Consider the following 15,103-nt stretch of genomic DNA (forward strand, 5'->3'; position numbering starts at 1 on the left):
ATTATACTTTTGGAAGGCATACTGTAAAAGTAGCACCTTTGATTTTGTTATTCTTTGCAGTAATTGTTCCCTTGTGACTAGTTACAATACCGTGCACCACACTTAATCCCAAACCCGAACCTTCTCCTGTTGGTTTGGTTGAAAAAAAAGGTTGAAAAACTTTTTCAATTATTTCTTCAGGTAATCCTAATCCTTCATCTGACACTTTAAAAACGATGTGCATTTTAGTTTCTGATACCGAAATTGTCACTAAACCATGCTCTGGTGTAAAATAGATTGCATTAATTATAAGATTAAAAATAATCTGCATAAGTTGAACCTTATCTGCTCGAACAAAAAGCTCCTTGTCTTCAATTTTTACATTATACTCTACATTAGCTTTTTTGAATGAAGCCTCAAGAAGAGAAAGTGAATTATAAACACTAGTTACCAAATTTAGTTCTTGCATTTCCTGTGGCATCTCACAAGAAAAGAACAAAAGCTTTTTTACCACTTCTCTCGAGAAAATAGCATTCTTAATAATTTTATCTAAATCTTCAGCAATATTACTATTACCCTTTACTTCGTCTTTAATTAATTCTGAAAATCCTAAAATATTTGCCAGAGGTGTATTAAGCTCATGTGCTATACCTGCAGTAATTTCCCCTAATATACCTAGACGATCTGCGTGCTCCATCTGCCTTTTAAGTGAAATTTCATTTTGTTGAATTTCGATACGCTCAATAAGGTTTCCAATTTTTAAAGCCACATTATCAAGTAATTGACTTTCTTCTTTTAAAAATGAATACTTATTATCTTTTAATGAGGCGATTATGAAACCTTCTGGCTTATTAAAAACCTGAATATTTGATGTTAATTTGTTAGACTTATTTATTATATCTGTTTTAGCTGAACAGATAGAGGTAACAATATTAACCTCGGTTTGCTTAGGATATTGAAAGCCTTTTTTTAGACTATAAGCTACAGCATCTAAGCTTTCTTGTAACTGCTCTATAGTAGCATTTGAAATGATAGATGATACTTCATAAAGGCAAGTTAACTCTTTAATACGCTCTTTTAAAGCCGCTTCTGTATTGCTTTTGTTTTGAAGATTCATCATTAACTCATAGCGTTTTAAAAATACAATTTAGTGAAATTAAGATGTTCGGCGTAAAATTATATATCCAATAACTGCAGCAATTAAGGATCCAATAAGCACTCCTATTTTTGCCGAATTTAAATAGATAGATGATGAGAATGCTAAATTTGCTATAAATATGGCCATTGTAAACCCAATACCTGCGAGAAATGAGACGCCAATTATTTGTTGCTTGCTAATATCTTTAGGGATTGTAATCCATTTTAGTTTTTGTGCTAATAATACAATACCGCTAACACCAATCCCTTTTCCTAATACCAAAGCAATGATAATGGTTATAGCAAATGAACTGTTTACAGACTCTACACCATTTATAGAAATGCCGGCATTAGCAAGAGCAAAAATTGGTATAATACAATAAGCCACCCAACCATGTAAGTCATGTTCTAAGCTTTGAAGCGGTGATCGAAATTGATCTGTCGTTTCATCCAGATTATTAAGTTGAGCAAGTTGTTGTTTAGATAAGATTGGTTTTTTAAGAATACGAGCTTTTTTAAAGTCATTATAAAATTTACCTAATGAATTTATAAAATCATCTGTAACCATTTTTTGTCTTACGGGTACAGAAAATGCCAGTAATATTCCTGCAATTGTTGGATGAATACCTGCCTTTAAAAATAAAAACCACACAGCGATTCCTGCTATTAAAAGTAAAAACTTTGAAAAGAATTGGCGTGCAGCAAGTATATATAAGAGCCCTAATATTCCAAAAGCAATAGCAAGTAAACCCATTTTAATTGTTCCGCTGTAAAATAGAGCAATTACCATAACTGCACCTAAATCATCTACAATTGCAAACGCTGTAAGAAATATTTTTAGATTTAACGGAATTCTCTTTCCTAAGGCGTTGAGTACAGCAAGTGAAAATGCAATATCTGTTGCCATAGAAATTCCCCAACCATCTTGCGTTTCGGGGTTTTGATTAATTAAAAAGAATAATGCAATAGGAATAATCATACCACCTAATGCTCCAAATAATGGGAAGGCTAATTTTTTTACGGAGTTTAATTCGCCGATTAGGATTTCTCTTTTAATCTCTAAACCAATGAGGAAAAAGAAGATAGCCATTAGCCCATCATTTATCCATAGTATAACAGGTTTTGTGAATTCAAAGCTCTGTGTGGTGATACCTAATTCGTAATTCCAGATTGCATCATAACTACTTGCGTAAGGAGAATTTGCCCAGACTAATGCTAATATAGTAGTTGCTAAAAGTAGAATACCACTTAGGGATTCAATTTTTACAAATTTTTGAAAAGGGGATAATAGTTTGGTAGTCATTAAATGACTTTAATTTTTAAAGTTAATAATGTTTTAAAAAGAAAAATTTAATACTAGTCGACAGTCTTTAAATTAGAGCCGTACGATGTTTTCTTGATTCTATAGAATATAACAAATTGGATGGCAATACCAACTATAATGAGCAATCCTAATTCAAGGTTTGAGAGAAGATTTGTAGTATTTAAAGATTTTTGTGCCAAGAACATTTTACTTTTGCTTTCAAGTATTTGTGTTTCAGCTAAATCATTAAGGTCGTTCTTAATATGTTTAAATATTTCAGGAATAACATGAGTATTATTATTTATAGAATTTTCTCTATACTTTAATTCAATTCTCTCTAGTGTAGTAAGATGTTCTTTTAAAGACTCAAACTGTCTACGTTCTGAAGTTGTAAGTTTAGTGCCAGCAAATTTCTCCATCAACTCTTCTATGCGGGCATCATTCTCTACCGACCATTTATTGGTATTGTTTTCAATAAATTGCTGCTCTTTCTGATAAACAATTGTACTTATCTCAAATATATAATGCTGTGCAACTACACGGTCTTCATAAACAGAGGTTAGTGCTTCTTGTGCTGTTTCAAAATGCCTCCTATCAACTAAATTGGTTGCGAGGATTAAGAAAAAAACTGCTAATAAAGCGAGTGCTAAATTAAACTTTTGCCTAAAGTTATATTTTTCTTTTGTTGCCATTTAATTGTATTTAGTAATGGCATAATGCAAAATTCAAGCAAACAAAGCAGTCATAACTACAACAAGTTGTTATTTAACCAATTACAACCATAAGAATATAATATTACTGGGTAATAAATACTCATTCGAGTAACTATTACTCGAATATTATTAGGTGTTATATTTGATATTTTGTAGGAACTACTAGATAAACTTCTATGTTTTTTTAATACACAAAACTCATCTTCCTACTTCAATTAAATAGTTAAAAGATAAAACATAAAAAAAACTCCTAAAAGCAATATGCAAATAGGAGTTTAATTTTTGTGACCGCGCCAGGATTCAAACCTGGAACCTCTTGAGCCGTAATCAAGTGCGCTATTCAGTTGCGCCACGCGGCCGTTAGCATAATTAAATGCGGGTGCAAATATATAACTTTCTTTTAAAATAAAAAGCTGTTACATTTAAAATAATAAATAAAAAAAAGCGCTCTTTAAAAGAGCGCTTTAGTGTTGTAACACGTGCTAAGATTTTTGCTTAATAAAGGTAGTTTAAAGCAGTAATATCATTACTGTTAAACTCTCCATCTTCACCACTGCTAAAACAAGCTAACATAATAGACGTAGAATCATATCCTGTTGGAGTTCCTGGGATGTGGTTAGCACCAACTCCTGCAGTTCCTTCGTTTGTATTTTGACCACAACTCTGACGGCTAAAGTAATCTGTGTGACGGAATCCTACAGAGTGTCCTATTTCGTGAGTAATAACGTGCTCAATTACATTTGTGTTATAGTTACTTAATCCATAAATCTGTACAAATTTATGTGGGTTTCCTCCACTTGGGAAACCTGCAGATCCTCCTGCACCACTTGGGTTATTTACAGTATTGTTGTAAACAACCATATCTTTGTTTTGGTAGTTTGTACCAAAAGTTAAAGAGAAATTGATGTTAAGGTTTAATCTATTATAGTTTGCAACTGCCCATTGTAATGCAGTTTGCTCGCTACTAGTTAACGCCTGGCTTCCACCAGTATAACCAATAATTGTAATTGTTTGAGGACTAACTAATGCGTTAGTACTATATTGAGCATTTTCATTTGAATAACCATTAAACTCCAACTCTTCAAGTTCAGCTTTAGTCATTACGATATCACCTTCTATACGTATAGCTTTTTCTGATGTACCGTCTGGTAAATATCTTAACTCTTCTTGAGCTCCGATAGGACTAAGATGTTTAGAAGCAATTAAATCTAAAGTAGCTTGATCTAAATTTGTTGGGGTAAGGTCTGTATTAACACCTAAAGTTTCAAGAGAACCTGTTGTAACTTCATTAGTGTCTGCAACCTCTGCGTTGTTTGTATCATTATCTTTCTCACAAGAAACGAATACCATCCCGCAGATTGCAGGTATGATCAATAATTTTCTGAATTTCATAATTGATTTGAATTTAAATTAAAATTTAGTTTGGTTTTGTAATATTTTGGTGTGTTACAACATCACCATTTGTGGTTATGACACTAAATTCTGAATTTTAATTCGAATAATATAAATCAGACCTGAATATTAAGAAAATTTTAAGATTATGTTAATGAGCAGCATAATGCATTAGACATGAGTTAATTGGTGTTAAATTAACGCTCAAGCCCTATAAAGCCTATGAATTTAATGGGGTAAATGTGTATTTAAACTATTTCTGCGCTTAGACCAGCTTGCAACAATTTAGAACATCTCGGTTTAAGATCATTAAAAGAACCAGATTTTACCGTGCACTTTCCTTTGTAGTGAACCAAAAGTGCACATTGTTCTGCTTGTAAAGGTTGATGATCACAAGCAGAGATGAGAGTTTCTATTACGTGATCAAAAGTATTGACATCGTCATTATAGAGTACGATCTCATTCTCCTTTTTCTCAACTGTTTTAATGTCTAGTGCTTCTAAAAGTTTTTCTTCTGGACTCATAACCTATCTTCTTCAAGTGCAAAGATAAAAAATTCTTATTAGTCTTTTATAAATTTTGCAGCTACCCATTGGTCTTTAACGTAATGATTAACATAGGTTAAGCCTTGATTAGTGCATTCGGATTTTATAAGATCGAGATCTTCTTCATAAAATCCGCTTAAATAGATAACACCATCTTTAGACAGACAATTTGCATATGTCTTCATATCATTAAGCAATATGTTTCTATTTATATTAGCAATAATAATATCATATTTTCTATTACTTAATAACGAAGCATCTCCTTGCTCTACAGTAATTTTAGTACAGTTATTACGCTCTGCATTTTCAATTGAATTGAGGTAACACCATTCGTCTATATCTATTGCATCTAATGGTCCTGCACCACGCATTTCGGCTAGGATTGCTAATACAGCAGTACCGCAACCCATATCTAGAACCTTTTTACCAATAAAGTCATCTTTAAGAATATGCTGTATCATCATATGCGTTGTAGCATGATGACCTGTACCAAATGACATTTTAGGCTCTATGATAATATCATACTCCTCATTGCCTTTGTCATGAAAAGGAGCTCTTACTCTACAATTGTCACTTACAACAATTGGCGTGAAATTCTTCTCCCATTCTGCATTCCAGTTTACTTGCTCAATAGTCTTTGTATTATATGTAATCTCAAACTCTGGATTATTTAGCACAAAAACATACTTAAGTAAATCTTCCTTATAGTACTCTTCTAAAATATAAGCTTGTAAGCCATCTTCAGTCTCTACAAAGCTATCAAAACCTAATTCTCCCAATTCTGCTAAAAGAATATCTGAAGCTGGCTGAAGCGGTGTTACCTTAAAATTGAATTCTATATAATTCATATACTATTAAAAAGAGTGAACAATTTGCATAAAGCTTACAGCATCTAAAGCTGCGCCACCTATAAGACCACCATCTACGTCTGGTTGGCTAAAAATTTCTTTGGCATTATTTGGTTTAACACTACCACCATATAATATGGACACATTTTGAGCCACCTCATCACTATACTCTTCAGCAATTAAGTTTCTTACAAATTTATGCATGTCTTGAGCTTGCTCTGGTGAGGCTGTCTCTCCAGTACCAATTGCCCAAACTGGCTCATAGGCTAAAACAATACTACTCCAATCTTTTTCATTAATATGACACAAACCATCTTGAATTTGTTTTTTCACGACATTAAAATGATTGTCTGATTTACGATCTTCCAATTCTTCTCCAAAACAGAAAATTGAAGTCATCTCGTTTGCAATAGCTGTATTTACTTTTTCTGAAAGACTTTCGTTTGACTCATGGAACATAGCTCTACGCTCACTATGGCCTAAAATAACAGTTTTTACACCTACACTTTTTAGCATCTTAGCAGAAATCTCTCCAGTAAAGGCACCATTATCACTTTGGTGCATATTTTGGGCAGCTATCTTAATTGGCGTTTCTCTTAACGCTTCAAATGCTGGATAAAGGTTAGTGAAAGGTGGTGCAATAAGAATCTCTACATCTGTTTCTTTTACTAACTGTAATTTTAATGAAGAAATTAGTTCCTGCGTTTGTGCTAAGTCCATATTCATTTTCCAGTTTCCTGCTACAATATGCTTTCTCATAATATGTTTATTGAATGTGTTTTTATTCTTGTAATGCTTTAATCAATTTAGGGTCATCTGCTTTTATAGCCTTATAAAGACTAATCTCACCGCTTGAATTTACTACTATGTATCTCGGAATCCAATCCAGATCTATCGCAGCTGCAAAATTACTTTTCCACCCATTTTTCGAAAAATAATGATGGCCGTTTAAGTTATATTTTTCAATACCCATTTTCCAATTTTCTACAGATCTATCAAATGAAATGAAAACGTAAGCTACGTCTGGAAAATTTTGTTGTAATGCTTCTAATTTTGGTAGTCCAACGATACAATCTCTACACCAGGTTGCCCATATATCTATTAAAATAGTCTTCCCTTTGTAAGTTTCTAAAACCTCTGATAAAGATATAACTGTCTCATCTTCATTTAAAAACGTATCATTTAATGCTTTCTCAGGAAATTGTTGTGCTTTTAGAGTGCCAATCCCAACACTAAAACATATAAGTATAATTCCCAGGTACTTCATAACACTAAATTTTACGTTTTGTTTTATGTGTTTATTTTTGGATCTAACCAACCGTATATAATATCTACAAAGATATTGATTAGGATAAACATTGTAGCTATCACTAAAACAGCTCCCATTATAATTGGCAGGTCTAATGTATTTAGTGCATCAACTATTTCTTTACCTAAACCATTCCACCCGAAAATATATTCTACAAACACAGCACCAGCTAACATAGATGCAAACCAACCAGAAACTGCAGTTACTACAGGGTTTAAAGCATTTTTTAAGGCGTGCTTCTTAATAATTTGAAACTCTCTTAGGCCTTTTGCTCGAGCAGTTCTTATATAATCTTGCTGTAAAATTTCTAACAAGGAGTTTCGCATTAATTGAATTACTACCGCTAAAGGTCTTATCCCTAATACTATCGCTGGCAGTATTAAATTTTTAAGTTTTAAATGATTTTGTTCTCCAAAATCATCTAGCTCATATAAGCTACCTGTCATATTTAAGTTAGTGTATTGGTGTAATACATACCCAAATAGCCAAGCAAACAAAATGGCGCTAAAAAATGAAGGTACACTCATACCTAGTGTACTTAAAATTTGAATGGCCTTATCTAACCAAGTGTCTTTTTGTAAAGCTGAAATTATTCCTAAAATTACACCTAAGCATATTGCAATTAGTATTGCAGACACTGCTAGCACAAAAGTATTTGGCAAAGTATCTCCTATAACAGATGTTACAGACTTTCCACTTTTTTGAAAAGACTCTCTTAAATATGGTGCTTTTAATACAAGATCTGTGTTACCTAAACTTACTATTGACAGAGCACTATACTTACCATCTGAAAGATAAGTATAATCTGAAGCATTTTTTGAGTGCAATGAAATTGGAGATAAATCATTTAAGTAATATAGATATTGTGTACCTATAGATTTATCGAAACCATATTTAGCTCTTACAATTTCTAATTGTTCTTCACTTTCATTTTGACCTAACATCATTTGTGCTGGATCTCCTGGAAGAATTGTAAACAAAAAGAAAATTACGGTTACCACTCCTAAAAGCGTAAGTACTGCGTACCCCATTTTATTTAGGATGTAACTTACCACCTATTTAAGATTAAAGGTTTAAGTCTTCAGCATCATTCCAGTGTAATTTTTGCTGTATGGTTCCTTTTTTAAGGGTTACCAATCCAGGATTAGATCTTACAATGGTTTTAATAGCAGTTTCATCACAGAAATAGAAGTCGAAATTAAAGTTATAGGTGCTTTTTAACTTTTGTACATCTCCTTCTCCAGATGCAGAAAGCCCTATCACTCTATATCCTTTAGCTTGAGCATTTTTAACAGTGTTAGTTATTGCTCTTAATCCTGCAGCTTCACTTTTAGATAAATTATAAGCAACTACCATAAGGACTTTATCCTCATTTAAAATCTCATCTGTATAGTCTTCATCGTTTTTTTCTAGACTAAAATCGTGAATTGGTGCAATGTAACCTTCTTCTAAAAGTGTAGTTTCTACACCTAGAAAAGTTCCATCTACATTAGGGTAACTTCCTGTAGTGTTTTTAGTAACCTCTTTCCCATTTACATCAAAAGTCCAGGCGTAATTATAAATAGCTTCTTGAGCATCTTCGGGAACAGTCATCCCTTCTTGTATGTTAACGCCTTCCTTATAAGCTCTAAAATCTATTGCTGGCAAATGCATTAATACATGGTAAGCAAACCAAAGACAACCAATAAAGACAACAAAAATAACCCACTTAAGTGTCCACTTAGGAATTAGTGGCTGGATATATTTACGCTTAACAAATAGGAGAATTATCATAATTAACAACACTACATCCTTGCTAAAAGACTCCCAAGGCGTAAGTGGCATTGCATCTCCAAAACAACCACAGTCTGTCACTTTATTAAAGTATGCTGAGTAAAATGTTAGGAAAGTAAAAAACAGAATCATAAGCAATAGGCTCCAAACCGTAAATTTAGGTTTGTACCCTATAATAAGCATGACACCTAAAATAAGCTCAAATACAACTAAAAATACTGCTAGAAAAAGTGCAATTGGCACTAAAAATGGAATATCTAAAACTCCTGGACTAAAGTATTCCTGTAGTTTATAAGAAAAACCAACAGGATCGTTAAGCTTTATAAACCCGCTAATTATAAATAATATTCCTACAAATATTCTTACAATGCCAACTAGTACTTTCATTCTAATATATTTATTTGTTGCTTAAATGTATCATAGCAAAGACAGCGTAATTTATCATATCCTGATAATTTGCATCTATACCTTCACTTACTAAAGTTTTACCTTGATTATCTTCTATTTGTTTTACCCTAAGTAATTTCTGTAAAATTAAATCTGTTAAAGAACTAACTCTCATATCACGCCAAGCTTCACCATAGTCGTGATTCTTATTCATCATTAAGGTTTTAGTTTCACTAATTTTCTCATCATACAAGGCTACTGCTTTTTCTAAATCTAAATCTGGCTGCTCTATAACACCAAGCTCTATCTGTATAAGAGCCATTGCACAATAATTAATGATACCGATAAACTCAGACTCTTGACCTTCATCTACTTTTTGCTCAGCATTTTGCTGCAAACCTCTAATACGTTGCGCCTTTATAAATATTTGATCTGTTAAAGATGGTAATCTTAAGATGCGCCAAGCACTACCATAATCGCTCATTTTATTTTTAAAAAGGGTACGACAGGTCGTTATAATTGCGTCGTATTGCGTTGAAGTATCTTGCATGTTGAAGATGCGTTAGTCATTGTTAAGTTCCTTGTAAAAGTACGAAGTTCGAATTAAAAAGTATACCTAACTTTGTGATAAGTGTATATTGAATTTAGATCATTAGTTTTAATTTCAAATCTGAAACATTAAACCACCACACCAATAATTTCTATTAATATTATTTCACACCTTATGGCATTTAGCAACACCTCATCTTTAACTATAAATTGCAACGGTTCTTTAATAGATTTAAAGTCACCTAAAGTGATGGGAATTTTAAATGTGACACCAGATTCTTTTTACGATGGCGGTACCTATTCAAAACTATCTGATGTTTTAAAACATGTTGAACATATGCTTACAAATGGCGCAACATTTATTGATGTTGGTGCTTACAGCAGTAGACCAAACGCAGATGATGTTTCTGAAACGGAAGAACTAGAGCGAAGTGTCCCAGTAATCGAAGCTATTAGTAAAACATTTCCTGAAGCTCTTATATCTATAGATACTTTTAGAAGCTCTATAGCAAAAGCTTGTGTAAACGCTGGCGCCAGTCTCGTAAATGATATTTCTGCAGGACAATTAGACAAAGAGATGATGCCAACAGTTGCTACATTGCAAGTTCCTTATATTATGATGCATATGAAAGGTACTCCGCAAACAATGACAAGTAACACTAATTATGACAATCTTACTAAAGATATTCTTTTCTATTTTTCTGAAAAAATTTCTGAAGCAAACACTTTAGGAATAAATGATATCATCTTAGATGTAGGTTTTGGCTTCTCTAAAACACGTGAACAAAATTTTGAGCTTTTAGACCATCTAGATAGTTTTAATATTACTGGATTGCCAATGTTAGTAGGGCTTTCAAGAAAATCTACTATTTACAAAACCTTAAACACTACAGCATCAAAAGCTTTAAATGGCACTACAGCTATGCACGCTTGGGCATTACAACAAGGCAGTAATATCTTACGTGTTCATGATGTTAAAGAAGCTATGGAAGTGATAACACTTTATAATGCGCTTAAAAGCAATTAAAAGCCTTCAATTAAAAAACCTTCTTAATTTTTAGATCTCGCAGACAATGCGAAACTCAAAAATTCCCATTACATTTGAAAGAATTCCTATTTTAGAGCTAACAATAGGACACTTTCATTTACTATGGATTTCAATTTTTTAGAGCTTCGTATATTAGACATTGTAGATATTCTACTGGTTGCTGTCCTACTCTACTATATTTATAAATTAGTAAAGGGTACTGTTGCCATTAATATCTTTATTGGTATCGTAATTATCTACTTGGTGTGGAAACTTACGCAATTTCTAGAAATGGAAATGCTTAGTAATGTACTAGGTCAATTTATAGGCGTAGGTATTTTTGGTCTCATCGTGGTATTTCAGCAAGAGATTAGGAAGTTTTTATTAATGATAGGCTCAACAAATTTTGGCGCAAAACGAAATTTAATTCGGCAGTTTAAATTTATGAGACGCTCTAAGGAAACAGAGACAGATATCGATGCCATTGTAGATGCTTGCGATAATATGGGTAAGAGCAAGACTGGAGCTTTAATTATTATACAACGAAGCACCAACTTGGAGTTTGTAAAGAATACTGGTGATGAAATGAATATTGAGGTTAACAAACCTATTATTGAATCTATCTTTTACAAAAACAGCACACTACATGACGGTGCGTTAATAATTGAAGGCAATCTTATTACTGCTACAAGAGCTATTTTACCAGTTAGTAACGACAGGAAAATTCCTTTAAGGTTTGGCTTACGTCATCGTGCAGCTGTAGGAATCACAGAAAAAACTGATGCTATTGCTTTAGTTGTAAGTGAAGAAAGCGGCCAAATATCTTATCTTAAAGACGGCGATTTTGCAATGTTTGAAGATTTAAAAGATCTTAAATTAAAGCTTAAAGAAGATCTTTCTTAATGACGCTTAACAACTAACCTATTTAAAGATTCTAAATTGCCTCTTCCATAAACTGTACTTCGTACAAATTTTTGTAATAGCCATTTTCTTTCTTTAATAATTGCTTGTGTGTGCCTTGCTCTACAATTTTACCAGCATCCATAACTAAGATTCTATCAGCTTTTTTAATAGTGGCTAAGCGGTGTGCAATTACGATAGATGTTCTTCCCTTAGTTATTTTATCTGTAGCATCTTGTATGAGTTGCTCGCTATAACTATCTACTGAAGAGGTTGCCTCGTCTAATACCAATATACTAGGATTGCTAACATACGCTCGTAAGAATGCAATGAGCTGGCGCTGTCCAGAAGATAACATTACACCACGTTCTTTTACATTATAATGATACCCGTTAGGAAGAGTTGAAATAAAATCATGCACCCCAATTTCTTTTGAAGCTTGTATAACTTGCTCTTCTGTAACCTCAGGATTATTTAATGTTATATTATTTAAAATAGTATCTGCAAATAAGAAAACATCTTGTAGTACAACCGCTATCTCCTTCCTTAAGGATACTAATGTTGCATCTTTAATATTTATACCATCAACCAGAATCTCACCAGATTTTATATCGTATAATCGGCTTAATAAATTAATTACTGTAGATTTTCCGGCACCTGTTGCTCCAACAATGGCAATGGTTTCTCCTGCTTCAGCATCAAACGAGATGCCTTTTAAAACCTCTTCATGTTCAACGTAGCTAAACTTTACATCTTTAAAACTTATATCTCCTTTAATTCCGCTTAACACTGTACTACCTTCATCATCTATTGAAGAATGTGTGTCTAAAATTCCAAACACACGGTTTGTAGCCACCATTCCCATTTGTAAGGTGTTAAACTTGTCTGCTATTTGACGAAGTGGTCTAAAGAACATTTGTACCAACTCCATAAACATAACAATAACCCCTAAAGAAATAGCATCGCTTTCTAACACACGTAAACCGCCATACCAGAAAATAAGACCAATAGTTATAGAAGAAGCAATTTCTGCAATTGGAAAAAAGATAGAGTTGTACCAAACGGTTTTTATCCAACCTTTTCTATGCTTGTCATTTATAACCTTAAAGTTTTTATATTCTGTTTCTTCCCTAGCAAAGATTTGAACAATCTTCATTCCCGTAATACGCTCTTGTACAAAAGAGTTTAGGTTAGAAACTTGTGTTCTCACTTCCTCAAAAGCAGATTTCATTTTCTTCTGAAAAATGCGCGTAGCATAAAGAATAAACGGAAGAACAATAAGTACAATTAATGTTAACTTCCAGCTCCAATACAACATAACACCAAGAACAGCAACCATTTTAAGAAGGTCTGCAATTATCATAAACAAACCTTGGCTAAATATACCTGCAATAGTTTCTATATCACTTACTGCACGAGTTACTAACCGACCAACGGCAGATTTATCGAAATAAGCCATTCTAAATTTAAGCATATGCCTAAATAGGTTAACTCTTAAATCTCTAATAACTTCCTGCCCTAACCAGTTGGCGTAATAAATAAAACAAAACTGAAAAATTACTTCAAAGATTAAGACTCCAATCATTAAACTCACATAGAAAATTAAGTTTTCCATGCTAGTATTTACTATAGACTCATCTATCGTAAGTTTAAGTAAGATTGGTCTTAATACTCCAAATGCCGATAATGCAATTGCAGAAAATGCTACAAAGTATAACGTTAATCTATACGGGTTTGTGTATTTAAGCAATCGCTTAAACAACCTAAAATCAAATGCATTTCCAGATTCTTTTCCCATTAGTTATATGTAAATTCTTCTCTTGTTAATGATAAATTTTTAATACAGTCTGGATACAATACCTTTGTAAGATACAGACCTTGTGCAGCAACAGACTTTCCTGCTTCACCTCTATTTTTGCTTGCAATTATATCGTGTATACTTCCTGGTAAACGTTTACCAAGTCCTACTTCTAATAACGTACCAACAATTGCTCTCACCATATTTCTTAAAAACCGATCTGCTCGTATAGTAAAGACGAGTTTATGTCCATGTTGTGACCAATGCGCGTAGGTAATCTTACAATTAAAGGTTTTTACATCTGTCTTAACCTTAGAAAAACACTCAAAGTCTGTATACTCTAACAGAACTTTGGCTGCAGTATTCATTGCTTCTACATCTAATGGCTTAATAATGTACAATGCACTTTCAGACAAGAAAGGATCTTTTCTTGTAGTCACCACATATTCATACTCTCTAGCCATAGCATCAAACCTTGCGTGTGCTTCACTATTTACAAGATAAACATCTCGAACAGCTACACTATCTGGCAACAATTTATTCAGCTTATATAAAAACTGTGATTCATTTATAGTAGTATCACTGTCAAAATGCGCTATTAATTGTTTACCATGAACACCTGTATCTGTTCTGCCTGCACCAAAAATAGTAACAGCTTTTTGAAAATATACTGCTATAGCATCCTCTAACACCTCTTGCACAGAGATATCTTCGGGTTGTCTTTGAAAACCATGATAGGGTTTTCCATTATAAGCTATGTCTAAGAAGTAGCGCAAAATTTTACTTTAATACAATATAGAAATGCAAAGATAAGGCATATACCTTAAGGAGTAATAGGCTTTGGTATTGATTACAATTATAAAGGCTCACATACAATTTATCTAATCTCTTGGCTATAATTAAGACTTGAAATGCTGAATTTATTGTTATTTTGTTTTTAAAATTTTAGCCTTGAAACACATTTTATTACTTAGTGATACACATAGTCATATTGATGATACTATTATTAAATATGTAAAGCAAGCAGATGAAGTTTGGCACGCTGGAGATATTGGTGATTTAAAAGTAACAGACACTATTGCAAAGCTTAAACCACTACGAGCTGTGTATGGTAATATAGATGACACCAAAGCAAGACAAGAGTTTCCCTTAGATTCTGTTTTTACTGTTGAAGGCGTGAAAGTATATATGACACATATAGGTGGCTATCCTGGAACCTACAAACCGAGAGTTTACCCTATTTTAAAACGCGAACAACCCAAGTTATTTATATGTGGGCACTCTCACATTTTAAAAGTAATGAATGACAAAAACCTAAACTGTCTTCATATGAATCCTGGTGCTATTGGAAAGCACGGTTTTCATAAGGTGAGAACAATGCTTCGCTTTAAAGTTGACAATGCAACTATTTCAGATTTGGAAGTTGTAGAGCTTAAACGTTAA

The 15,103-nt window shown here is 33.0% G+C and carries 16 protein-coding genes and 1 tRNA gene; 3 read left to right on the forward strand and 14 right to left on the reverse strand.

Translation table 11 applies throughout. From position 1 onward, the window contains the following. Position 1: 1 nt before the first annotated feature. From CA2559_RS13265 to CA2559_RS13320, 12 genes are all read right to left on the reverse strand, one after another. The gene (locus CA2559_RS13265; protein ID WP_013188430.1) at positions 2–1,096 is read right to left on the reverse strand and encodes a sensor histidine kinase; all 1,095 of its coding nucleotides are present in this window, start codon (positions 1,094–1,096) and stop codon (positions 2–4) included. Between the two features lie 39 nt (positions 1,097–1,135). Then, positions 1,136–2,419, reverse strand: coding sequence for a Na+/H+ antiporter NhaA (gene nhaA, locus CA2559_RS13270; protein WP_013188431.1), 1,284 nt, complete (start codon positions 2,417–2,419; stop codon positions 1,136–1,138). Between the two features lie 53 nt (positions 2,420–2,472). Further along, entirely contained in the window at positions 2,473–3,111 is a 639-nt protein-coding gene (locus tag CA2559_RS13275) for an MCP four helix bundle domain-containing protein (RefSeq protein ID WP_013188432.1), read from the reverse strand. Positions 3,112–3,417: 306 nt separating this feature from the next. Further along, positions 3,418–3,491 (reverse strand) — tRNA-Arg (locus tag CA2559_RS13280). A 136-nt stretch (positions 3,492–3,627) separates the two neighbouring features. Further along, positions 3,628–4,524 (reverse strand): zinc-dependent metalloprotease, encoded by an 897-nt coding sequence (locus tag CA2559_RS13285; RefSeq protein WP_041241042.1) that lies wholly within the window; start codon positions 4,522–4,524, stop codon positions 3,628–3,630. A 248-nt stretch (positions 4,525–4,772) separates the two neighbouring features. Then, the gene (locus CA2559_RS13290) at positions 4,773–5,048 is read right to left on the reverse strand and encodes an ATP-dependent Clp protease adaptor ClpS (protein WP_013188434.1); all 276 of its coding nucleotides are present in this window, start codon (positions 5,046–5,048) and stop codon (positions 4,773–4,775) included. A 38-nt stretch (positions 5,049–5,086) separates the two neighbouring features. Next, the gene (gene prmA / locus CA2559_RS13295) at positions 5,087–5,917 is read right to left on the reverse strand and encodes a 50S ribosomal protein L11 methyltransferase (protein ID WP_013188435.1); all 831 of its coding nucleotides are present in this window, start codon (positions 5,915–5,917) and stop codon (positions 5,087–5,089) included. 6 nt (positions 5,918–5,923) lie between these two features. Beyond that, the gene (tpiA, locus tag CA2559_RS13300) at positions 5,924–6,676 is read right to left on the reverse strand and encodes a triose-phosphate isomerase (RefSeq protein WP_013188436.1); all 753 of its coding nucleotides are present in this window, start codon (positions 6,674–6,676) and stop codon (positions 5,924–5,926) included. A 22-nt stretch (positions 6,677–6,698) separates the two neighbouring features. Beyond that, positions 6,699–7,184: a TlpA family protein disulfide reductase gene (locus CA2559_RS13305; RefSeq protein WP_041241240.1), complete on the reverse strand. Its 486-nt coding sequence runs from the start codon at positions 7,182–7,184 to the stop codon at positions 6,699–6,701. A 23-nt stretch (positions 7,185–7,207) separates the two neighbouring features. Continuing rightward, positions 7,208–8,281 carry an ABC transporter permease gene (locus CA2559_RS13310; protein WP_148232825.1) on the reverse strand — a complete coding sequence of 358 codons (1,074 nt, stop codon included), beginning with the start codon at positions 8,279–8,281 and terminating at the stop codon, positions 7,208–7,210. Between the two features lie 10 nt (positions 8,282–8,291). Next, positions 8,292–9,386, reverse strand: coding sequence for a BT_3928 family protein (locus tag CA2559_RS13315; RefSeq protein WP_013188439.1), 1,095 nt, complete (start codon positions 9,384–9,386; stop codon positions 8,292–8,294). A 10-nt stretch (positions 9,387–9,396) separates the two neighbouring features. Continuing rightward, positions 9,397–9,936, reverse strand: a complete 540-nt coding sequence (locus tag CA2559_RS13320; protein WP_013188440.1) for a DUF1599 domain-containing protein — start codon at positions 9,934–9,936, stop codon at positions 9,397–9,399. Positions 9,937–10,110: 174 nt separating this feature from the next. Here CA2559_RS13320 and folP point away from each other — a divergent pair, with 174 nt between their 5' ends. After that, on the forward strand, positions 10,111–10,962 hold the full coding sequence (folP, locus tag CA2559_RS13325) for a dihydropteroate synthase (RefSeq protein WP_013188441.1): 852 nt from the start codon (positions 10,111–10,113) through the stop codon (positions 10,960–10,962). A gap of 123 nt (positions 10,963–11,085) precedes the next feature. Next, positions 11,086–11,865, forward strand: a complete 780-nt coding sequence (gene cdaA, locus CA2559_RS13330) for a diadenylate cyclase CdaA (RefSeq protein ID WP_013188442.1) — start codon at positions 11,086–11,088, stop codon at positions 11,863–11,865. Between the two features lie 31 nt (positions 11,866–11,896). Here cdaA and CA2559_RS13335 read toward each other — a convergent pair whose 3' ends face one another. Both CA2559_RS13335 and truA read right to left on the reverse strand, forming a co-directional pair. Next, positions 11,897–13,660, reverse strand: a complete 1,764-nt coding sequence (locus CA2559_RS13335; protein ID WP_013188443.1) for an ABC transporter ATP-binding protein — start codon at positions 13,658–13,660, stop codon at positions 11,897–11,899. Next, positions 13,660–14,436 (reverse strand): tRNA pseudouridine(38-40) synthase TruA, encoded by a 777-nt coding sequence (gene truA / locus CA2559_RS13340; RefSeq protein ID WP_013188444.1) that lies wholly within the window; start codon positions 14,434–14,436, stop codon positions 13,660–13,662. Before truA ends, CA2559_RS13335 begins: the two co-directional genes overlap by 1 nt. Positions 14,437–14,611: 175 nt before the next feature. Between truA and CA2559_RS13345 the strand changes: the two genes are divergently transcribed. Then, positions 14,612–15,103: a metallophosphoesterase family protein gene (locus tag CA2559_RS13345; RefSeq protein WP_013188445.1), complete on the forward strand. Its 492-nt coding sequence runs from the start codon at positions 14,612–14,614 to the stop codon at positions 15,101–15,103.

It is taken from the genome of Croceibacter atlanticus HTCC2559, from assembly GCF_000196315.1.
Taxonomy (GTDB): domain Bacteria; phylum Bacteroidota; class Bacteroidia; order Flavobacteriales; family Flavobacteriaceae; genus Croceibacter; species Croceibacter atlanticus.

What these genes read in the sequence shown, in the direction of transcription:
- CA2559_RS13265 (WP_013188430.1), bottom strand. Translation starts at nt 1,096, where the DNA reads ATGAATCTTCAAAACAAAAGCAATACAGAAGCGGCTTTAAAAGAGCGT.
- nhaA (WP_013188431.1), bottom strand. Translation starts at nt 2,419, where the DNA reads ATGACTACCAAACTATTATCCCCTTTTCAAAAATTTGTAAAAATTGAA.
- CA2559_RS13275 (WP_013188432.1), bottom strand. Translation starts at nt 3,111, where the DNA reads ATGGCAACAAAAGAAAAATATAACTTTAGGCAAAAGTTTAATTTAGCA.
- CA2559_RS13285 (WP_041241042.1), bottom strand. Translation starts at nt 4,524, where the DNA reads ATGAAATTCAGAAAATTATTGATCATACCTGCAATCTGCGGGATGGTA.
- CA2559_RS13290 (WP_013188434.1), bottom strand. Translation starts at nt 5,048, where the DNA reads ATGAGTCCAGAAGAAAAACTTTTAGAAGCACTAGACATTAAAACAGTT.
- prmA (WP_013188435.1), bottom strand. Translation starts at nt 5,917, where the DNA reads ATGAATTATATAGAATTCAATTTTAAGGTAACACCGCTTCAGCCAGCT.
- tpiA (WP_013188436.1), bottom strand. Translation starts at nt 6,676, where the DNA reads ATGAGAAAGCATATTGTAGCAGGAAACTGGAAAATGAATATGGACTTA.
- CA2559_RS13305 (WP_041241240.1), bottom strand. Translation starts at nt 7,184, where the DNA reads ATGAAGTACCTGGGAATTATACTTATATGTTTTAGTGTTGGGATTGGC.
- CA2559_RS13315 (WP_013188439.1), bottom strand. Translation starts at nt 9,386, where the DNA reads ATGAAAGTACTAGTTGGCATTGTAAGAATATTTGTAGGAATATTATTT.
- CA2559_RS13320 (WP_013188440.1), bottom strand. Translation starts at nt 9,936, where the DNA reads ATGCAAGATACTTCAACGCAATACGACGCAATTATAACGACCTGTCGT.
- folP (WP_013188441.1), top strand. Translation starts at nt 10,111, where the DNA reads ATGGCATTTAGCAACACCTCATCTTTAACTATAAATTGCAACGGTTCT.
- cdaA (WP_013188442.1), top strand. Translation starts at nt 11,086, where the DNA reads ATGGATTTCAATTTTTTAGAGCTTCGTATATTAGACATTGTAGATATT.
- CA2559_RS13335 (WP_013188443.1), bottom strand. Translation starts at nt 13,660, where the DNA reads ATGGGAAAAGAATCTGGAAATGCATTTGATTTTAGGTTGTTTAAGCGA.